The following is a 21220-nucleotide window of genomic DNA, read 5'->3' as shown; positions in this document are numbered from 1 at the left end:
TTGATGAAGAAAATTTTATTCCTTACAGGTACTCGTGCAGATTTTAGCAAAATAAAATCATTAATTCAGGTTCTTGAAAAACAGCAGGATTTTGAAGTTTATGTTTTTGTTACAGGTATGCATTTACAAGAAATCTATGGTTACACCTTAATTGAAATTGAAAGATGTAATTTTAAAAACATCCATACGTTCAAAAACCACACCCATGAAACTACAATGGATTTGACTCTCGCTAAAACCATCGAAGGGCTATCAGCTTATTGCAAAGAAGTAAATCCGGATATGATTGTTGTTCATGGTGATAGGGTCGAAACGTTATCAGGTGCCATAGTAGGATCGCTGAACAATATTTTGGTAGCCCATATAGAGGGTGGAGAAGTTTCAGGCACCGTAGACGAATTAATTCGTCATAGTGTAAGTAAGTTGAGCCATATTCATTTTGTCTCCAATAAACAAGCCCAAAAAAGATTGATGCAGATGGGAGAAATAAAAGAATCTATATTTGCAATAGGTTCACCTGATGTTGATATTATGTTTTCAGATCAATTACCGGATTTAATAACAGCAAAAGCATACTATAAAATAAATTTTGAAAAATATGCAATAGTTATGTTTCATCCAGTTACAACTGAGATTAATGAAATGAAGCAATATGTAGAAAACTTTGTGATTTCACTATTAGAAGACAATCATAATTACATAGTTATTTTCCCAAACAACGATTTAGGAAGCCAATTTATTCTTGAAGCATATGAAAAATTAAAGGATAATGTAAGGTTCAGGATTTTTCCATCACTTCGCTTTGAATATTTTTTGACTTTATTAAAAAACAGTCAATTTATTATTGGCAATAGTAGTGCAGGAATTAGAGAAGCTCCATACTACGGAATTCCGATTATTAATATCGGAACGCGTCAGCAAAACAGAGCTGTTCATGCCGATATTATCAATACAGATTATTCTGGAAAAGGTATAACAAAAGCACTTTCAATCATTGACGCGCATAAAGTAAAAAGCGTAAAAGATGATTTTGGTCAGGGAAATAGTAATGAATTATTTCTTCAATGTCTTCAAAAAGCAGATATTTGGCAACTTAATCATCAAAAACAATTTAGAGATATTAAATAATGCTTACAGTTAGTAATTATCATTATATACGAAATAAGTTTAAGGCAAATTATCCAAGTATATTTGGACTTACTCCTAAAGAGTTTCAACAACAATTAATGTTGCTAAAAAAACAAGGAGATTTTATGAGCCCAAACAATTTGGTAAGTAATATTGATGAGGTATTAAAATCTAAAGAAAATATTTTACTAATAACTTTTGATGATGGTTTAAAAGAGCAATTTGACTTGGCCTTGCCTATTTTGAATGAACTCAATATCCCAGTTATTTTTTTTGCAAATTCATTAAATTTTGAAGATAAAAAAGTAAGCACAGTTCATAAAATTCATTTATTAAGATCGATTATCTCTACAACTGAATTTTTAGATAAAATTTTAAAAATTGAAAAAGTTGATTTTTCAGATCTAGAAAAAGTGAAAGCAAAAGAAATTTATAGATATGACGATGAAAATAGTGCAGTTTTAAAGTATATTTTAAATTTCAAACTAAATTTCAAACAGCAAGAAGGGATTATAAAAAACATGTTTGATTTGCATTTTGAAGAAAGTAGTGTTCTAGAATCACTTTATATGAGTGAAGAAAATTTAAAGGAAATTGCTAAATTGGGGTATTTGGGAAGCCATACACACAGTCATTATCCATTAGGTTTATTAAATACTGAAAAAATTAAATTTGAACTTGAAAATACTAAAACATTTTTTGAACGACTAACAGGTTCAAAATTAGATTTAGTTTCTTACCCTTACGGAACCCCTGAAACTTGTACAGATGAAGTTGCGGAGATGGCTAAAAAAGTTGGATACAAATTAGGTTTTACAACAAATAGAGGAATAAATACAGCAACCAGTAATCATTTGTTATTAAATAGATTTGATTGTAATGATTTGTTAGGAGGTAAAAATTATAAAGAAAAGTTATGATTACTAGAGAAGCAACTATAAACGATTGGGGAATTTTAGAATCTTTTTTCAAAATTATATATAGAGAAAATCATCCGCTACACGATAAATTTTTTTGGGAATGGCAATATGGAGATTCAAAACATGGTCGTTCATTTATATGTTTAAACGAAAAAGGTGAAGTTGTTGGTCATGTAGGAGCAAATTTTGGAGGTGGTCTTGCTTGGATTATTAATGTATATCTTAATGAAGAATGCAGAGGAAAAGGTATTCTAGGAAAACTGTATGAATTGGCCCGTAATTATTATCCTTTGGCCGCAACAGCAGCAAATGAAGCGGGATTAGGGCTTTACAAAAATATGCGTTGGATTCGTTATTATGATTTGGTACGTTATGTAAAAATTAATCCAAGTATTGAGAATAAAGATTTTGCCAATGTTTGTGTTCCTATAGATATTGAAATAGAATCTTTGATAAAAAAAGATACTCATTATTTTTGTCAACCATCCATAAAAGGAATTGTTTTAAATGATGGTTCTAGGGCGGTAAGTCAGGAAAATGTAGGAGGATTGAGGATTGTAGATATCCAAAATCTGCAACTGTTAGAAGAACAAGCATGGCAATTAGGTTATATATGGATGGATTATATTTCTTCGTGGAATGATTTAAAATCTAAAGATTTAGAAAAAAATGGTTGGGTTTTGGATTATAAAAGTACTATTCCATGGCGATTGAATCCTCTAGAGAAAGATAGATTTTGTGATATTACATTTCTTTCAGAAAAGCCTTTAGATAATAATTTTGTAGTGCATAGATCCTATTCTGATCATGGAAGAATTGGAAGTCTAAAATAAGAGTTTTTTATGAAGAATTTAGGGGTTGTTATTACAGATGGTGTTGGATTTCGTAATTTTATATTAACCGATTTTATTAAGGAAGCAAAAGTTAATTTTGATGAAGTAATTATTTATTCATGTTTGCCTAAAACAGTTTATAGTGATTTCAATTTAGAGTGTAAAATTATAGAATTAAGGGTTTTTGAGGAGTCTTTTTATACGTGGTTTTTTAGAAAAGCCAAAGAAGTTACCCATTTGCAATTACATGCAAAAGGCAATTTTGGTATCGAAGATAATTTAAGCAGCACCAAATCGAAAGCAAAAAATCCGAGAGGATTTGCAACAAGAACTATTCATAAATGTTCCAAATTATTTTATTCAGAGAAATTGATTTGGATCTATAATCGTTTACAACAACAAACGTTTAAATACGATTTAATAACCAAAGAGTATTTAAATCTTTTAAAAGAGGATAATATTTCTACATTATTTTTTACACATCAGCGTCCACCATTTATCGCCCCACTTATTTATGCCGCAGAAAAATTAAAAATTAAGACTTCAGCTTTTATTTTTAGTTGGGATAATTTAGCTTCGAAAGGTAGAATGGCAGGTGTTTTTGATTTTTATTTGGTTTGGAGTCATTTGATGAAACAAGAATTACTTGCGTTTTATCAATCTGTAAAAGAAAAACAAATAAAAGTGGTAGGAACTCCCCAATTTGAGCCTTATTCAACTAATGAATTTGGATATGGTAAAGATGATTTTTTACAGAAGTTTAAAATTGATAATAATTATCCAATTATATTTTTTACTTGTAATGATGCAAGTAGTGAAAATGACCCAATCTATTTAGAGTTACTAGCAAAATTTATTTCAGAAGAAAGACTTGTAAAAAAAGTTAATCTAATAGTTAGAACATCCCCAGCTGAAGAACCTATAAGATTTGAGAATTTAATTAAAAAGTTCCCTTTTATTATTTGGAACTTTCCTGATTGGAATATCAGCAGAGAAGGACATCAGGAAGCTTGGACGCAAAGAGTGCCAACTGTTGAGGATCTGAATGATTTAAAAGCGTTATTAAAATATTGTGATTTGTGTATAAATGTCCTGTCAACAATCACTTTAGATGCTTTTATTTTTGACAAACCAGTTATAAATCCTGTTTTTGGAACGGATAAAAACGGTTGGTTCGATGATCAAAAATTTTTGAAATATAAACATTTATCAAAATTAGTTGATTCCGATTCAACTAATATTGTCAAAAATGAAAATGAATATTTAGATGCAGTTAATTTTATTCTTGAAGGAAAAGATAATAAACAAGAACAAAGAGTAAGCTTTCTTCGACTACAAATAGGAGGAGAATTAAAAAATACTAGTAAACGCATTGCTACAACGTTATTATCATTCAATGATTAAGAAAAAAATAGCAGTTGTTTGCAATTATGAATTACTTCCTGAAAGAGGGAGCGATGTAGATTATTGCTGTGATTTAGATAAAAAAGGCAAAATTTAATTAAAATTATGAGTAATTTAAAGGGGGTAAATTCTAATAATAGAATAACTATTCTGGATGGTTTTAGAACATTAGCAATAATGTCAGTGATTTTATATCATTATTTTTATCGGTGGAATGACTCTGTGTACCCTTATTTTGGTGGAAACTATTTTCATTATGGCTTTAAAGGAGTTCCTTTTTTCTTCATAATAAGCGGATTTGTAATTTGTTATTCATTAGAAGGAACACAGGATTTTATATCTTTTTGGAAAAAGAGGTTCATTCGCCTATTCCCTTCTATATTGGTTGCTTCTGTATTAACATATTGTTTTTTACTAATATTTGATCATTATAATACATTTCAGGACAACCATTTTAGAAACTTAATGATTAGTATCACATTTTTACCCCCTAATCTTTATAATTTAATTTCAGGGATTCCAAATCACTTTAGCTATATCAACTATGATTACTGGAGTCTATGGCCGGAAATGCAGTTTTATACTTTTGCCAGTATTATTTACTTTTCAAGTAAACAAAATTTTAAAAGAAATTTTATTATAGCTTCCTTTGGGGCTATATTTTTATATTATGCATTACTTTTTTCTGGCTTTGATCAATTTGATTATTTTACTAAATTATTTAATCTGTTCAACCTTCTAAAACATCTGGTCTTTTTTCTGTCTGGAGCATTGTTTTATATGCTCTATAAAAATAAAGAATACAAACTATACATATTTTTGCTAGTAATGAGTTTTTTTATCATTAACCATAGCTTTAATTTATCGGAGTTTATATCAAGTATAATTATGTTTTTTCTTTTCTTTTGTTTTATATATTATCCTAAAACTTTACATTTTTTAGAAAACAGATTTATTACTAAAGTCGGTTTTTCATCTTACTTTCTTTACCTTATTCATGAATATATTGGAATTGTTTGGATTCGGAATATTGTTACTGTTTTTTATCCAAATAGCTTTATAGCACCAATCTTAATAATAACTGTAATGATTACTCTAAGTATTCTTTATACTCATAAAATTGAAACTAAGATTAGTAAATACTTGCATAAAAGTTTACTAAATAAAACTAATGAGTAAGATAGCCGTAATATGTAATTATGAATTGCTTCCGGAAAGAGTGGGAGGCATGGATTATTTTTTCTGGGATTTTGATAAAAAATGCAAAGAAAATGGTTTTGAAGTAGATTGGTTTTTTCCTAACCAATCTAATCATGGTGAGTATTCAAATTTAACTATCTATGAGTGTCAAACAGAAAATAATTTTCTCTCTTTTTGTAAACTTAAAACTGAATATTCACATATCATAACTCATTTTATAGAATTATGTACGCCTTTTTTTTATAAAGTCAAGCAACTTACAGATGCAAAAGTTATCACAGTTGATCATAATCCAAGACCCTTATACGGATACCCATTCAAAAAAAGAATAAATAAGAGATTAAAAGGAATTTTGTTTTCAAGATATATTGATGTTTTTGTAGCGGTTTCAGAATCTACTAAAAAAGAACTTGTAAAGGAGTTTGGACTTCACTTAAGGTACAAAACAGAAATCATCTCAAATGGATTAGATTTTACAAAATACACTAAGAAACAAATTTTTTCTACTTCTAATAAATTTATCGTAGTTTCTCATTTAAGAAAAGAAAAAGGAATTCAGGATTTAATTCTGGCAGTAAATGAAATGGAAGAAAGAAATAGTCTTGATTTTTCATTTGATATTTATGGTAAAGGATATTATAAGGAAGAACTAGAGGAAATGATTGAAAAATTCTCACTTCAAAAGTTCTTTAACTTTAAAGGAAGTGTCTCAAATTTAAATCAAATTTATTCTCATTACGATTTCTTAGTTCATCCTTCTCATGGTGAAACATTTTGTTATGTTGTTCTCGAAAGTTTAATATGCAATTTGCCAGTTGTTACAACTTTAAAAGAGGGAAATGTGCTAGGACTAATTAAAGAAAATGAAAATGGATTTTTATTTCAAGCAACTAAAACAGACCAATTAAAAAGAATTTTGGAAAACATTTTAAATCAAAAATATATTCTGGATAATAATTCAGATATTAATGATAATTTGCACGCTTTTTCATTATCTCAAATGGTTGACAACTATTTTAAGTTAATAATCTAAAATCCATAAATTTAATCTATTTAAAGTTAGACCTCAAATATGTTTTTTAATTCCTTAGCTTTTGCTATTTTTTTACCAATCGTTTTCTTTTTGTATTGGTTTGTATTCAATAAAACGAAAAGCACGCAAAATGCTTTGTTAATTGTAGCCAGCTATTATTTTTATTCTTGTTGGGATTGGAGATTTTTGTTCTTACTGGTTTTTTCTACGTTTTTAGATTATTACACCGGAATTCAAATCGAAAAAGGAAAATCTCAAGCAAGCCGCAAGTTTTGGTTTTGGCTTAGTATTTCGGTAAATTTAGGTTTTTTAGGTGTTTTTAAATACTATAATTTTTTTGCAGCTTCCTTCGCAGATTTATTAAATTCATTTGGCATTCAGGCAAGCCCAATTTTATTAAATGTTATTCTTCCGGTCGGAATTTCATTTTACACTTTCCACGGATTATCGTATGTAATTGATATTTATTTGAAAAGAATAAAAGCCGAATATAACTTTGTAGATTATTCACTTTTTGTAAGTTACTTTCCTCTTTTGGTTGCCGGCCCTATAGAAAGAGCAACACATTTGTTGCCGCAGGTAAAAGTCAAAAGAGAATTTGATTTTGAAAAAGCCAAAGAAGGGATCTGTCAGATTATTTGGGGATTAGTAAAAAAAGTAGTCATTGCAGATACTTGCGCGACTTATGCGAATGCGATTTTCGACAACTATACTTCGATGAATTCTTTCTCACTTATTTTAGGGGCAATATACTTTGCTTTTCAAATTTATGGAGACTTTTCAGGATATTCAGATATTGCTTTAGGAGTTTCAAAACTGTTCGGATTAGATTTATTACGAAACTTTAATTATCCCTATTTTTCAAGAGATATTGCAGAGTTTTGGCGTCGTTGGCATATTTCTCTTTCATCTTGGTTTCGTGATTACTTATATATTCCATTAGGTGGGAGTAAAGGTGGAATCTGGATGAAAATTAGAAATACGTTTATCATTTTTGTTGTTAGCGGATTTTGGCATGGAGCCAATTGGACTTATCTGGCATGGGGATTTATAAATGCCATTTACTTTTTACCATTGCTTTTATCCAACAGTAACAGAAACAATATGGGGGCTATTCAGTTGAAATTTAATTTTGATTCAGTAAAAGTCATAGTAAGTATTTTATATACTTTTTCGTTAACCTGTATAGCGTGGATTTTCTTTAGAGCCAAGACAATCACCGATGCGATTTTGTATTTAAAACGTATGATTTTAAGTAGAGATTTTAGTTTTCAATATTTAGATAATGAACGTTATAGCTATGAATTATTAATAATTCTTGGCATTTTTGTTTTGGTCGAATGGAATAATCGCACCAAAGTTGAACCGCTTTCAGGAAAAAGAAATATGCTAAAATTGGCTTTTGCGATAATAGCTATAATGGCATTCGGAACTTTTTCAGATTATAAAGAATTTATATATTTTCAATTTTAATGAAACGTTTTTTAATTTATATAACTAAAATTATCCTGGTAATCATTTTGACTGCTGTTGCTCTTGATGGTCTTTATACAGCCATTTTTATGCGATCTAAAAATAGAGGAAAAATTGAAACCGTATTTAACTCAAAAGCACAAAAATATGATGTTATAGTTTTAGGCTCATCAAGAGCTAATAATCATTTTGTTTCTCAGATGTTTGAAAATGTTGGATTAAAAACTTTTAATTACGGTATGAGTGGAGGCCATTTGTTTGAATCGTCATTACTTTTGAAATTAATGATCGAAAGAAAATATAAAATAAAAAATATAATTCTTGAGGCTGATTTAAATCTTTCTAATGATCAGGAATCTGATGGAGTTTCTGCAAAATTTTTGCCTTATATTCATAATTCAAATGTTATTAAAGAGCATTTTTCGGGTCAAAAAAATTTCAATGAACTATACTATATTCCTTTTTACAGATATATAAAGTACGATTCGAAAATTGGTTTTAGAGAAATTTTTAAAATTGAAAGTAAGGAAAAAACAAATGCTTTAGATAACTTAGGATTTTATCCATTAAAAAAGCATAAGAATGGCAATATGAAAAATAATATTGTCAATTTAAATCCCTTGCCACATAACAAGTACTATGAAGAAGTTAAAAATATCTGTGTAGCTAATAATATCAATTTAATAACTGTTATGACTCCAATGTGTGAAAATGTTGTAGGGATGAATTATTTTTATAAAGTAAAAAAAGCATATCCGGAAATTCATAATTACGAGAATGTTGTGGTAGACAATAAGTACTTCTCATCTTGTGGACACATGACTGATGCTGGAGCTAAAATTTTTACTTCCAGGATTTTGAAAGACTTTTTTAATAAATAAAATGATGAAAATAGCCTTTTTAACACCAGAATATCCACACCCTAAAACAGGAAGCTCTGGTGGTATAGGGACCAGTATTAAAAATTTATCAGTTGGCCTTTTATTGAAAGGTGTTTCAGTTCGGGTTTTAGTTTATGGTCAAAAAGAAGATAATACTTTTGATGATGATGGAATTATTATTCAACAGATAAAGAATATAAAGTTTAAAGGATTATCGTGGTTATTAACTAGAAAAAAAATTGAAAGAATAATTAATGAATTATATTCAAATGATGAAATTGACTTAGTTGAAGCGCCAGATTGGACAGGTATTTCATCATTTATACAACCCAAATTGTGTCCCTTAATTATAAGATTAAATGGTTCGGATACTTATTTTTGTCATTTCGATGATCGCCCTGTAAAGTGGATTAATAAGTTTCACGAAAAAAGAGCATTACAAAAAGCAGGTGGACTATTATCGGTAAGCCAGTTTACTGCAGATAAAACAAATGAGCTTTTTGAGTTGAATAAAAAGTTTACCATTATTCCAAATCCGATTGAAACTAATTTGTTTCAGGTTAATAATGAAAATTCCCAGATAGAAAAAACGATATTGTATTTTGGAAGTTTAATTCGAAAAAAAGGGCTTCTGGAATTGCCTTTAATTTTTAATAAAGTAATAGAGAATATTCCTGAAGTAAAATTGATCTTGGTTGGTAGAGATGTTCCGGATATTATTTCAGGTAATTCATCAACCTGGAAAATGATGCAAAATTTTTTTTCAGAAAAAGCCAAAGCAAATGTTTCTTATTTAGGAAGTGTTCCTTATTCTGAAATTAAAAGCAAAATTGAAGAAGCTACAGTTTGCGTGTTCCCTTCCTTTGCAGAAGCTTTTCCGGTTTCCTGGCTAGAATCCATGGCTATGAAAAAAGCAATCGTAGCTTCAAATATCGGATGGGCAAACGAAATGATTATGGATGGAGAAAGCGGTTTTTTAGTTCATCCTAATAATCATGATTTATTTGCATCACGTATCGTTCAGCTTTTAGAAGATTCTGACTTTTCAAAAAAAATGGGGAAAAATGCGAGAAAAAGAGTCGAAGTTTTTTTTAGTACTGATAAAATAGTAAAGGATAATATTGATTTTTATAAAACTATAATTCGTAAATTTTGATAATATTATTTCATAATAATAAAAGAATTGTAAAGGTTATTTCAGAAGAAAATGTAGTCATACCGTTTAGCGATACAGACAACATTTCTTCTGGTATGATGGAACTAGCTTCTCAATTTCCTTTTGCAAAAATAGTTTGGTGTCATATAGATTATAAAGATTATCTTAATTTAAAGGAAGTCTCTCAATTTATGCATCATGATAAAATGATGTTTACTTTTAATCCGCAAAAAAATGATTATCTAGGAACAAAAATTGGCTATATCGAGGATTCACCTTTTATTAAAATTAATAAAAACGTTATGTATCCGACTTGGCAAATGAGCAGCATTGTTGGTGTTATTCATGCTTCGTTGCTGCTTACTGTTAATAATCGCATAAAACTAGAATCTGATTTTGATTATTACCTTAATTCATTGGCAAAAGTTTGTAGTCCTTTAGGATTATTATGTTATTCACAGCCAAAATTATTATACAGTAATAATATAGAGAAAAAATATACTAGTTCAACATTTGTCCTTTTTAGATTTGTTAAGCAGCATTATAGAACTCGTTGGGTTTTGTTATTATTTATTAATTTGGTTATTTATGAGCATAAAATTCTTTTTTTCCCTTTATTAAGTAGTTTGTTTTTTAAAAATAGAAATGTAGGTAAAATAGATCTTAATAATGTTCAGGTTAATTCTGTTCTTAAAATTGTTAGTTCCAGAGCTATAGATGTTATTATTCCCACAATAGGACGAAAAAGCTTTTTGTATGATTTTCTCAAAGATTTAGCTCAACAAACTTGTTTGCCGCTAAATGTAATAATTGTGGAGCAAAATCCTATGAAGAATAGTATTTCGGAGCTGGATTATTTGGCTTCAGAGAACTGGCCTTTTGAGATAAAACATATCTTTATACATCAGGCAGGTGCTTGTAACGCTCGAAATATAGCTTTAAATGAAACAAAAAATGATTGGATCTTTATGGCTGATGATGATATAAGAATAAAAGATTCGTTTTTAGAAGAAGCTTTTAATCAAATAGATAAATTCGGCGTTAAGGCAGTTACATTGGGATGCTATGGAAGCGAATACAATCCCAATGAAAAATATAAGAAAGAAATGCAGTGGGAAAGCTTTGGATCGGGTTGCAGTATAGTAAAACGTGAGATCTTGCAAGACATTCATTATCGAGAAGGTTTTGAATTTGGTTATGGAGAAGATTCTGATTTTGGAATGCAGCTTAGAAATAAAGGTATAGATGTTCTATATTCTCCAGAACCCGAAATTCTTCATCTAAAGGCGCCAATTGGTGGTTTTAGAACTAAACCGGTTCTGCCATGGCAAAATGATACCATTCAGCCAAAACCTTCACCAACAGCAATGTTATACAAAGTTTTACATTTGAGCAAAGAAGAAATTGATGGTTATAAAACAATTTTATTTATCAAGTTTTACAAATTGCAATCGGTAAAAAATCCCGTTCTGTATTTTTTGAATTTTAGAAAACAGTGGAAGCAAAGTGTGTATTGGGCAAATCAATTAAAAAATAAAATATAACTTTTGATACAAAGTATAACAATTGTGACCCATGAGGGAAGTCGTGATGTAGAATTTGATACAAATCATTTATCTAAAATTGCTATAAATTTATGTTTATTTAATATTGAAGATTGTAATGCATTTGATATAAAATTCACTTTTTCTAAAAAAATTGCTGAATTTCGCGACCATGATTATACTTGGAGAAAATGCCACACAACATATATCGCCAACCAATTTAGCCCAAAAATTATAAAACTTCAAACCGGAGAGATAATTCAGGCCAATATAACAGATGGTGTTTGGGAAGTAGATCATAAAATTCCATATGTTTTACTTTGGCGATTTAATCCTGATCTTGCTGCACCTATTGCTAACTATTTAGGAAATAAAAATAGAAAAATAATTTCTCAGGCAAAACAAAAGTGGGATTTCGCAGAACCCCCAGCCTTATTATTTCCTGAAAGTTATTCAATTGAGATTAGTAGGTCTAAAATTCCATTCTCTGCGGTAGCATGTTTTACTGATCATTGTGATTTTGATACGGCAGAAAATTTAATTTTGCAAAGAGAATTTTTTAATAAACATCAAATAAAAATTACAAAAGGATTTTTCTTGAATCATTTTTCTAAAAGAGAACAAAATGCATCTTACCAAAATCAAGAAGAAGAATTATTGAAATGGAGGGAATCAGGACATGAGTTGTGTTATCATTCGCTTTCGCAGTCTTTAAAAAAAAATGAGGAAAGTTTCGCAGATTTTAAGCAATTTGTCCCACCATTAGATCATATAAAAGTCTGGATTGATCATGGGTTTCAGCCTTATAATTTTTCTCTTTTTAAAAATAACAAATTTAAGGAGAGTGAATTTGAAGCGGTTTTGTGTGAAAAAAAAATTAATACACTTTGGAATTATATTGATTCAGGAACTGCAACACAAGGCGTGATAAATCAATTTAATAAAAAGCATTTTACATTGGCAAGTTTTTTAAAGGGAAGCAAAAACGTGGGTTTACTAAAAAAAATGCAGCTTATGATTAAGAATATTTTATTTCACTATTATAATGATGAAGATTTGATTTTAAGATACTCTAATGCAGCAACACATTTTAAAAAAATGTTTTTTCAAAGGGATGTACGATCATTTTTTTCTTTGGTTAAAGATTTTTCCAGACTTAGTAGTTCTATCTTTTCAGTTTTATTATTTTGGAATACTAAGAAAAAGAAGTCATATAAATTAGCAAGATATTCTCCAGTTGTATTTAAGCATAATATTGTTGACAAAGAATTCTATGTTTTTCAGACTTTAGAAATGCTCGATTTTAAAAAATCGCTCTCTCACGAAAATATAAACACCTTAATTCAGGAGAAAGGCGTTTTTATTGCACATACGTATTTTTCAGTACAGCTGGAATATCATGGTGGGAAATTATTTTCAACACCCACAACAATTGATAGTAAAGTTTCTGATAATTTTAAGTTTTTAGGAAATAAAATTAAGAACCAGGAAATCTGGAATCCAACTCTTACTGAGCTAATTGATTATTGGGCCAATTTTGAAAAAGTAATTTTTGATATTGATATTGAAGGCAACATATTCGAAAAAAGCAATACTGCTCTACAAATGCGGAATGTAATTTAAATCGTAAATGAATCATAAAGTAAAAACTATATTATTTAAATCACTTTCTTTCTTACCAAGTAAAGTGGGAGATTATTGTTATCATAAAATTCAAGGTTTGTTCGATAGGTCTACCTTAGAGAGTCGATTAAAAAGCGTTGAAGCAACCTATATTAGACTTTCAAAGGTTTTGACTACTTTGGATATTGACTTAAAAGATAAAACTGTTTTTGAGTTAGGTTCAGGCTGGTTTCCCAGTATGCCTTATTTTTTTAAGTTTAAGTTTGAAGCAAAAAGAGTCTATACTGTTGACATTAACAGACATTTTAAAAAAGAAAGAATTTTAGAATTAAATGATCTTTTTTCTAAAAGATATTCTGCTAAGATCTTGGTTAATCCTGATGATCAATATAAACTTCCTTATGAAATTGAGTATTTCCCAAACTACAATGCTGTAAAAGAAAGCTTTCCTGATGTCCAAGTCGTTTTTTCACGTTATGTGCTCTCGCATATGAATGAAAATGATGTTGAAGCATTACATGAAAAAATGAAAAGAGAATTAAAAAAAGGCACTTATATAATTCATTTTATTTCACCAAGCGATTTGAGACAGCATGGCGATCGCGGTTTATCTTCTCATGATTTTTTAAAGTATAGCAAAGAGGAATGGAATAAAGTTCATACTAGATACGATTATCATAATAGGCTGAGATTACCACAATTTCTTGAAATTTTCAAAAAATATGACTATGAAATTATTCATCTCGAATATGACAATTTAAATAAAGGAGCAGTAGCCTATGATTTATTTAAAAAAGTTTCACTTCATGAAGATTATCAGAAATACTGTGATGAAGAACTAACGGCAGGAAATATTTTGGTAGTTTTAAAAATATAAATTTGATGGATTTACCTTTACGCTTTTCTCTAATTATCTGTACATATATGCGTCCTGATGCATTGTTAACTTTGCTCAAGTCAGTTAAAGGACAGATCTGTTATCCTGATGAAATCTTAATAGTTGATGGTTCACTTAATGAAGAAACTAAAAAATGTTTAGAACAAAATCTATTTCAAAATCTAAAATATTTTCAAGTCTCAGATGAGAATAGAGGTTTAACAAAACAACGAAATTTTGGAATATCTAAAATAAATCAGGATATTGAAATAGTTTGTTTTTTGGATGATGATACGTTTTTAGAACCAGATTATTTTTCTGAAATTATAAAAACATTCCAAAGTAATTTAGATGTTGTTGGTGTGGGAGGAATAGCAATCAATGAATATAAATGGAAACAGCAAGAGCCAAATATTAAGTATGGCAACAAAAAGTATTATTTGTTTGAGGGATATTATTATAAAGAGGGAACAAGAAATGTAGTACGAAATTACCTGGGACTTTCGTCTCATTTAGGTTCTGGAAAAATGCCCAATTATTCGCATGGAAGAACTTCAGGATTTCCAATGACAGGAAAAACATATGAGGTAGATTTATTAATAGGAATGTCAATGTCCTTTAGAAAAAATGTTTTAGATGAGATCAAATTTTCTAAGTTTTTTGAAGGCTATGGCTTGTATGAAGATGCTGATTTTAGTTTGAGGGCTCTAAAATTTGGTAAGAATGTAATTAATACCAATGCTCATTTATCTCATTTTCATGCTGATTCAGGAAGACCAAACCAGTATAAGTACGGTAAAATGGTAGTACGAAACGGATGGTACGTTTGGCGTATTAAAAATCCTAATCCAGCGCTACAAGATCGTTTCAGATGGAATGCAATAACTATTCTGCTGACTTTAATTCGCTTTAGTAATTCGTTTACTGGTAATAATAGAAAAAAAGCTTTTACAGAAGCAGCTGGGCGTACTGTAGGATGGTGGAGTTTAATATTTACTAAGCCTAAACTACAATAGTAAAAGTTTTTTAATGAAAAATATTTTAATAGCACATAATTATAGCGAAGATTCTTTTGCTTCGATGAGTTTTAATTTAGCACATCATTTGGCTAACCTAGGAAATAGAGTCATTTTTATCTCACATAAACCATTTTTTGATGAAAAGCAAAGTATAAAAAAGGGAAAAGGCGAGATTGTAATTTATTCATGGCCTTCGAAAAAAAGGCCTACATCTTTACAGGATGCTTTTTGGTATTCTAAAATTTATTTTAAATACAAGCCCGAGGTAGTAATAGGACATTTTGTGGGTGCTAATATTACTATTGCAATATCAAAATTACTCTCACTCGGTAAAGTGAGAACTTTTGTTTATTATCATACTCTACTGCAACAAATTGCCGAAGATCATAATACATTAAGTTTTAGATATAAAATGTCGTTTTACAGAAAAATGATATTTTACAAAACCTTATGTGATATAATTGTTTGTCCATCAGACTTAGCAAAAAATGACTTATCAAATTTTTATTGTGTTAAAAAAGGAATGGTTCTCTTAAATCCTATGAAGGATAGATATACAAGTGAAAGTAACAAAAATAATAGCAAAATTATAATTTCTTATCTAGGGAGGTTAGATCCTTCAAAAGGGATATTAGAACTAGTTAAAGCTTTTAAAAAATATAACAGACAAACAGAATGTTCAAACATTATTTTAAACATTGCAGGAGCAGGAAGTCAGGATACAGAAATTAGAGAAGAAATAATTGGAGAACCTAATGTTTTATATTTTGGGGGTTTAAGTTATGATGAAATCGATAATTATTTGAGCAAAAGTCATTTTATAATAATACCTTCCAAAAGAGATAATCTACCTACAGTAGGATTAGAGTCTATGATGAATCAGGTCCCATTATTAATATCTAACACAACAGGATTGACAAATTATTTAGAAGAAGGGAAAGAATGCTTTAAATTCGATCCAAATTTAGAATCAATGATTTCTATTTTTGAAAAAGTTGAAAAAGAATTTGAAAAGCAAGTTCAAATGGGGATTCATGCAAGAAAAACTTTTTTAGAAAAATTTAGCATGGAAGAATACTGTATTAATTTTTCTAACCTTATATAATTATGAAATTTGCCATAATTACTCAGGTAAATCATATTTTAAAAGAAGAAAAATATTTTAGCTATTCTCCATATGTATATGAAATGAATATTTGGCTAAAATATACAAATAAGGTAATTATTGTTGCTCCATTAAAAAATAAAAAACCAACAGAAATTGATATTCCTTATGGTCGTAACAAGATTGATTTTCGCCCGGTTCCTGATTTCAATCTGACTAATTTTAAGAATGTTTTATCCTCAGTCTTTAAATTACCAATAATTTTCTGGAGAATATTTTGGGCAATGAAAAATGCAGATCATATTCATTTGCGCTGCCCGGGAAATATGGGGTTAATAGGCTGTTTTGTTCAGATTTTCTTTCCTGAAAAAATAAAAACAGCAAAATATGCAGGAAATTGGGATCCTCAAAGTAAGCAGCCTTTTACATATAAAGTGCAAAAATGGATTTTAAGCAATACTTTTTTGACACGAAATATGACTGTTTTGGTATATGGAGAATGGAAAAATCAATCTAAAAATATAAAACCATTTTTTACCGCTACTTATTCAGAGTCAGAAAAGGAAAACGTTATAAAAGAAAGTTTTGAAAACACAATAGAATTCATTTTTGTAGGCAGCCTGGTTTCGGGAAAAAATCCAATGTATGCTTTTAAATTAGTTCAGGAATTAATAGAAAAAGGATACAAAACAAATCTTAATTTATATGGTGAAGGTTCTGAACAAAGGGCTTTAGAAAACTATATTCAAACAAATAATCTGGAAAAATTTATTGTTTTACACGGAAATCAAAATAAGGAAATCATAAAAAAAGCCTATCAAAAAAGCCATTTTGTAATTTTACCTTCAAGAAGCGAAGGTTGGCCAAAAGCTATTGTCGAAGGAATGTTTTGGGGTTGCGTTCCTGTGGCGACTAAAGTTTCTTGTTTACCATCTATGCTAGATTATGGTAATAGAGGTATTTTGTTAGAAATGGATTTAGATAAAGATGTAAATAGGATAAAGGAAATTATCAGCGACGAAAAAACATTTTTAACTAAAAGCAGGCTAGCTATGCAATGGTCACAAAATTATACCACAGATCTTTTTGAAAATGAAATTAAAAAGCTATTGATCTCATGAGAATTGTACAAATTATAGATTCTTTAGAACCAGGCGGAGCAGAACGTATGGCAGTAAATTATGCTAATGTATTATCTAAAAAAATAGAGTTTTCTGGTTTAGTTACATCTCGTAAAGAAGGATTATTAGTCAATCAAATTGATAAAAGCGTTTCTTATTTGTTTTTGAAAAAAAAGAAGAAAATAGATCTTGGAGCAGTTTTTAGATTACGTAAATATTTAAAAGAGAATAAAGTTGATCTTGTTCATGCACATAGCTCTTCTTTTTTTAGTGTAGTTTTAGTAAAATTGATTTTGCCAAAAATTAAAATCATTTGGCATGATCATTACGGAATTTCACAGGATTTATCTTCAAGAAAAAATATAAGTTTAAAACTTGGATCCCTCTTTTTTACCGGAATTATTTCGGTAAACTCAGCATTGAGAGATTGGGCCAAATCTTATCTTTGGTGTTCAAATATAATTTACTTCCCTAATTTTATTCTTGATTCTTCTATCTCAAATGAAAAGATTAATCTAAACGGATCTGAAGGAAAAAGAATTATTTGTGTAGCTAATCTGCGTCCTCAAAAAAATCATATATTATTAATTAATGCCGCTAAAGTAATAAAAGATAAATTCCCGGATTGGACTTTTCATTTATTTGGAAAAGACTTTAATGATTCCTATTCTGATCAGTTAAAGAAAAGAGTTAAAGATTTACAACTTCAAAACACGGTATATTTTTACGGCACTACAAATAATGTGAATGCTTCATTATTACAATGTCAGATTGCTGTTTTGCCTTCTCTTTCAGAAGGGCTTCCGCTTGCGATTCTCGAATATGGATTAAATAAATTACCCGTCATTGCAACAAATGTAGGTGAAATTTCAAAAATTATTATCTCGGAAAAAGAGGGAATAATGATAGAATCTAACAATTGTAATGAGCTTGTTACAGCCATCGAAAACCTGATTGAGTCAGAAAAATTCAGAAATGATCTAGGTTTGAATTTATTTAATAAAGTTCAAAAGGATTTTAGTGCAGAGACTATTCTGTCGAATTATATTTTATGGTTGAAATCTTTAAGTACTTTTACAGTTTAAAATAATATATGAAGATGAAAAAAACAAAATTGTCCTATAGCTTTCTGCTTCTAATTCATGCAGTAATTGCTTTGGCTGTTTTTGCGATCCCTTTTTTGTCAAAATTATACGCACTTTTTATTCCAATTGCTGGTTTTTTTATTGTTTATCGCACTAAAAACGCAAACAATGAAGTGCTTTATATTGCAGCTTATTTAGTTGGTGTAGAGGTCTTTTTACGAATGACAGGCGGTAATTTTAATAATGAATTTGTAAAAGTTAATGTTATTTTTTTCATGCTTTTAGGTATGATTTACAGTAATTTTTCATCAAATGCATTTTTATACTGGTTTTTCCTTATTTTATTAATTCCGGGTATTTTAATTACTGCTACAGTTTTTAATCCTTCTATAGATATTAAAAAATCTTTGGTATTTAATTTATCAGGTCCTGTATGTTTGGCAATATCCTCGATCTATATGTTCAAAAGAAGAATTTTATTTTCAGACTTGCAGAATATATTAATAGCAATGGCACTACCAATAGTGAGTACGACAGTATATTTGTTTTTATTCAATCCTAGTGTCAGAGATGTAGTGACAGGAACACAATCTAATTTTGAAACTTCAGGCGGGTTTGGTCCCAATCAGGTTTCAACAGCATTAGGTTTAGGGATGTTTATTTTCTTTACACAATTGGTTTTATTCTCAAAATCAAAAATGACAATAGTTATAAATAGCTTTTTACTGCTTTTTATAGCTTATAGAGGAATCGTTACTTTTTCTAGAGGAGGAATTATTACAGCAGTTGTTATGATTGTTTGTCTACTGTTTTTGCTATATCGATTTTCGAATGCTAAAGGGAAAAGTAAGTTTGTATTAGTATTCATTCTAACGGGTTTTATGGCGGTTGGAGTTTGGACTTATTCTTCTTTTCAGACAAGGGGACTTATAGAAAAAAGATATGCAAATCAGGATGCTCGCGGTAGAGAAAAGAAAGATAAGTTAGGAGGTAGAGAACAAATTATGAATGAAGAGTTAGCACTTTTTTTAGAAAATCCTATTTTAGGTGTTGGAGCAGGAATGGGAAAACAAATCAGAAAGCAGACGTTTGGAGAAGAAGCTGCTTCACATAATGAGATTACCCGTATGTTTAGCGAACATGGTTTATTTGGTATTTTTGGTCTCCTGATACTTTTTGTAACTCCTTTTGTTCTTTATATAAATAACAGACAACACTTATATTTCTTATCCTTTTTTGTCTTTTGGCTCTTGACTATAAATCATGCCGCGATGCGAACGGCAGCTCCGGCTTTTGTATATGCATTATCGCTTCTTTTAGTTCAGGTTAAAATTCCGGAAAAAGCAGAAAATTCTGTAGGCTAATATCTGTTTTTTTATAATACATTTGCCTGAAGTTTAAGCCCCTAAACAAAATCAAATAAATGTTTCCTACTAATAAAATGCATTTCGAAATTTCGGAAAGAAGATTATTGCTTCTTTTTTTTGATACTGTTTTTATATTATCGGCTCTCTTTATATTAAGCCTGATATTTGATTATAATTACTTTGCTTTTAATACAAGTAATTTACTTAGTATTATTTTACTTCTAAGTTATGTGTACGTTTTTGGATTAATATTCGAAATGTATAATTTGCAGGTGGCAAGTAATCAATTGCAAATTCTTCAAAGTGTAATATTTACTGGAACTGCTTCAAGTTTGGCTTATTTATTTACGCCTGTATTATCTCCGGAATTGCCAAAACAGCGTTTGATTATATTTATTTTTTATTTTACTATAATCGGAACATTACTACTATGGCGATTATTCTATGTTTATTTTCTTGCCTCACAACGATTTTCTCAAAGTGTAGTTTTAATATGCGATCAAAATCAGGTTGAAGAATTGGTTTTAGGATTAGAGAATGTTGACCCGCATTATAAAATTATTGGTTTTGTCAATTCAGATTCTTTATCAGAGGAAGATTCGAATTTTCATTATGTGAAAGAAATAAAAAAGAAGGATTTAGAAGATTTTGTATTTAAAAATCAAATTTCTGAAATTGTAATTGCTTCTCAAAAAACCGACGGAATTACTGCAGATTTATACCAGCAATTGCTTCATTTATTAGAATCGGGAAATGTTATTCGTGAATACACGCAGGTTTATGAAAGTAAAACACAGCGTATTCCGGTGCATTATATCGCAAGAGATTTCTATAGGTTTTTCCCTTTTAGCCGAAGTAATAGTAACAGACTTTACTTGTTTTTGGTGCGTTCTATGGAGTTTTTATTTTCTTTTATAGGGCTATTGGCTTGTGTTATTTTTATTCCTATAATTTATATTGGAAACCTTTTTGCCAACAAAGGATCGCTATTTTACACTCAGGAACGTGTTGGTAAAAATGGAGTTATTTTTGAAATATATAAGTTCAGAACAATGGTTGAAAACTCTGAATCCAACGGGGTTGTTTTTGCAACGTCAAACGATAGGCGAATTACTCCCTTTGGAAAAATGATGCGCAAATCAAGAATAGATGAATTACCGCAGTTTTTTAATGTTTTAAAAGGCGATATGGCGGTGATTGGTCCAAGGCCGGAGCGACCATTTTTTGTTGAAGAAATAGCGCGTGTAATGCCATTTTATGAAACACGACATGTTATAAAGCCAGGTCTTACAGGCTGGGCTCAGGTGAACTATTCTTACGGAGAATCTATCGAAGAGAGTTTGATAAAGCTGCAATATGATTTATACTATATCAAACATCGAAGTATATTTCTTGATTTAAGTATTACTTTCAAAACAATTACTACAGTTTTATTTTACCGCGGACAATAA

The 21220-nt window shown here is 29.5% G+C and carries 18 protein-coding genes; all 18 read left to right on the top strand.

Annotated elements, in window-relative coordinates:
* Positions 1-3 precede the first annotated feature (3 nt).
* The 18 genes from neuC (at position 4) to B0M43_RS01520 (ending at position 21220) form a co-directional block, all read left to right on the top strand.
* Positions 4-1128, top strand: a complete 1125-nt coding sequence (neuC, locus tag B0M43_RS01605; protein ID WP_078005946.1) for a UDP-N-acetylglucosamine 2-epimerase — start codon at positions 4-6, stop codon at positions 1126-1128.
* Positions 1128-2048, top strand: coding sequence for a polysaccharide deacetylase family protein (locus B0M43_RS01600; RefSeq protein WP_078005945.1), 921 nt, complete (start codon positions 1128-1130; stop codon positions 2046-2048). Before neuC ends, B0M43_RS01600 begins: the two co-directional genes overlap by 1 nt.
* Positions 2045-2881 carry a GNAT family N-acetyltransferase gene (locus B0M43_RS01595; RefSeq protein WP_078005944.1) on the top strand — a complete coding sequence of 279 codons (837 nt, stop codon included), beginning with the start codon at positions 2045-2047 and terminating at the stop codon, positions 2879-2881. The genes B0M43_RS01600 and B0M43_RS01595 overlap by 4 nt, the downstream gene beginning before the upstream one ends.
* 9 nt (positions 2882-2890) lie before the next feature.
* Positions 2891-4285 carry a hypothetical protein gene (locus B0M43_RS01590; protein ID WP_078005943.1) on the top strand — a complete coding sequence of 465 codons (1395 nt, stop codon included), beginning with the start codon at positions 2891-2893 and terminating at the stop codon, positions 4283-4285.
* Between the two features lie 105 nt (positions 4286-4390).
* Entirely contained in the window at positions 4391-5464 is a 1074-nt protein-coding gene (locus B0M43_RS01585) for an acyltransferase (RefSeq protein WP_078005942.1), read from the top strand.
* A complete protein-coding gene (locus B0M43_RS01580; protein WP_078005941.1) occupies positions 5457-6518 on the top strand; it encodes a glycosyltransferase family 4 protein in 1062 nt (353 codons plus the stop codon). Before B0M43_RS01585 ends, B0M43_RS01580 begins: the two co-directional genes overlap by 8 nt.
* A gap of 39 nt (positions 6519-6557) precedes the next feature.
* Entirely contained in the window at positions 6558-7991 is a 1434-nt protein-coding gene (locus B0M43_RS01575; RefSeq protein ID WP_078005940.1) for an MBOAT family protein, read from the top strand.
* The gene (locus B0M43_RS01570; protein ID WP_078005939.1) at positions 7991-8872 is read left to right on the top strand and encodes a hypothetical protein; all 882 of its coding nucleotides are present in this window, start codon (positions 7991-7993) and stop codon (positions 8870-8872) included. Before B0M43_RS01575 ends, B0M43_RS01570 begins: the two co-directional genes overlap by 1 nt.
* A 1-nt stretch (position 8873) precedes the next feature.
* On the top strand, positions 8874-10028 hold the full coding sequence (locus B0M43_RS01565; protein WP_246860185.1) for a glycosyltransferase family 4 protein: 1155 nt from the start codon (positions 8874-8876) through the stop codon (positions 10026-10028).
* Positions 10025-11572: a glycosyltransferase family 2 protein gene (locus B0M43_RS01560; protein ID WP_078005938.1), complete on the top strand. Its 1548-nt coding sequence runs from the start codon at positions 10025-10027 to the stop codon at positions 11570-11572. The genes B0M43_RS01565 and B0M43_RS01560 overlap by 4 nt, the downstream gene beginning before the upstream one ends.
* 3 nt (positions 11573-11575) lie before the next feature.
* Positions 11576-13195 (top strand): hypothetical protein, encoded by a 1620-nt coding sequence (locus B0M43_RS01555; RefSeq protein ID WP_123921752.1) that lies wholly within the window; start codon positions 11576-11578, stop codon positions 13193-13195.
* Between the two features lie 7 nt (positions 13196-13202).
* Positions 13203-14072, top strand: a complete 870-nt coding sequence (locus B0M43_RS01550) for a hypothetical protein (protein WP_078005936.1) — start codon at positions 13203-13205, stop codon at positions 14070-14072.
* A gap of 5 nt (positions 14073-14077) precedes the next feature.
* Positions 14078-15088: a glycosyltransferase family 2 protein gene (locus B0M43_RS01545; protein WP_078005935.1), complete on the top strand. Its 1011-nt coding sequence runs from the start codon at positions 14078-14080 to the stop codon at positions 15086-15088.
* 13 nt (positions 15089-15101) lie between these two features.
* A complete protein-coding gene (locus B0M43_RS01540; RefSeq protein WP_078005934.1) occupies positions 15102-16196 on the top strand; it encodes a glycosyltransferase family 4 protein in 1095 nt (364 codons plus the stop codon).
* Positions 16197-16198: 2 nt separating this feature from the next.
* Entirely contained in the window at positions 16199-17317 is a 1119-nt protein-coding gene (locus B0M43_RS01535; RefSeq protein WP_078005933.1) for a glycosyltransferase, read from the top strand.
* A complete protein-coding gene (locus B0M43_RS01530; RefSeq protein ID WP_078005932.1) occupies positions 17314-18402 on the top strand; it encodes a glycosyltransferase in 1089 nt (362 codons plus the stop codon). The genes B0M43_RS01535 and B0M43_RS01530 overlap by 4 nt, the downstream gene beginning before the upstream one ends.
* A gap of 14 nt (positions 18403-18416) precedes the next feature.
* On the top strand, positions 18417-19766 hold the full coding sequence (locus tag B0M43_RS01525; RefSeq protein WP_078005931.1) for an O-antigen ligase: 1350 nt from the start codon (positions 18417-18419) through the stop codon (positions 19764-19766).
* Positions 19767-19825: 59 nt separating this feature from the next.
* The gene (locus B0M43_RS01520) at positions 19826-21220 is read left to right on the top strand and encodes an exopolysaccharide biosynthesis polyprenyl glycosylphosphotransferase (protein ID WP_078005930.1); all 1395 of its coding nucleotides are present in this window, start codon (positions 19826-19828) and stop codon (positions 21218-21220) included.

The organism is Flavobacterium sp. KBS0721, from assembly GCF_002007065.3.
GTDB classification, from domain to species: domain Bacteria; phylum Bacteroidota; class Bacteroidia; order Flavobacteriales; family Flavobacteriaceae; genus Flavobacterium; species Flavobacterium piscis.
The sequence above is the reverse complement of the archived record's forward strand: the minus strand, read 5'-3'. Positions and strand labels throughout refer to the sequence as shown.

Bases quoted from the DNA above. Each gene is read 5' to 3' on its own strand.
- B0M43_RS01545 (WP_078005935.1), top strand. From the start codon at position 14,078: ATGGATTTACCTTTACGCTTTTCTCTAATTATCTGTACATATATGCGT.
- B0M43_RS01535 (WP_078005933.1), top strand. From the start codon at position 16,199: ATGAAATTTGCCATAATTACTCAGGTAAATCATATTTTAAAAGAAGAA.
- B0M43_RS01585 (WP_078005942.1), top strand. From the start codon at position 4,391: ATGAGTAATTTAAAGGGGGTAAATTCTAATAATAGAATAACTATTCTG.
- B0M43_RS01600 (WP_078005945.1), top strand. From the start codon at position 1,128: ATGCTTACAGTTAGTAATTATCATTATATACGAAATAAGTTTAAGGCA.
- B0M43_RS01540 (WP_078005934.1), top strand. From the start codon at position 15,102: ATGAAAAATATTTTAATAGCACATAATTATAGCGAAGATTCTTTTGCT.
- B0M43_RS01575 (WP_078005940.1), top strand. From the start codon at position 6,558: ATGTTTTTTAATTCCTTAGCTTTTGCTATTTTTTTACCAATCGTTTTC.
- B0M43_RS01550 (WP_078005936.1), top strand. From the start codon at position 13,203: ATGAATCATAAAGTAAAAACTATATTATTTAAATCACTTTCTTTCTTA.
- B0M43_RS01580 (WP_078005941.1), top strand. From the start codon at position 5,457: ATGAGTAAGATAGCCGTAATATGTAATTATGAATTGCTTCCGGAAAGA.
- B0M43_RS01570 (WP_078005939.1), top strand. From the start codon at position 7,991: ATGAAACGTTTTTTAATTTATATAACTAAAATTATCCTGGTAATCATT.
- neuC (WP_078005946.1), top strand. From the start codon at position 4: ATGAAGAAAATTTTATTCCTTACAGGTACTCGTGCAGATTTTAGCAAA.
- B0M43_RS01590 (WP_078005943.1), top strand. From the start codon at position 2,891: ATGAAGAATTTAGGGGTTGTTATTACAGATGGTGTTGGATTTCGTAAT.
- B0M43_RS01595 (WP_078005944.1), top strand. From the start codon at position 2,045: ATGATTACTAGAGAAGCAACTATAAACGATTGGGGAATTTTAGAATCT.
- B0M43_RS01520 (WP_078005930.1), top strand. From the start codon at position 19,826: ATGTTTCCTACTAATAAAATGCATTTCGAAATTTCGGAAAGAAGATTA.
- B0M43_RS01525 (WP_078005931.1), top strand. From the start codon at position 18,417: ATGAAAAAAACAAAATTGTCCTATAGCTTTCTGCTTCTAATTCATGCA.
- B0M43_RS01565 (WP_246860185.1), top strand. From the start codon at position 8,874: ATGATGAAAATAGCCTTTTTAACACCAGAATATCCACACCCTAAAACA.
- B0M43_RS01530 (WP_078005932.1), top strand. From the start codon at position 17,314: ATGAGAATTGTACAAATTATAGATTCTTTAGAACCAGGCGGAGCAGAA.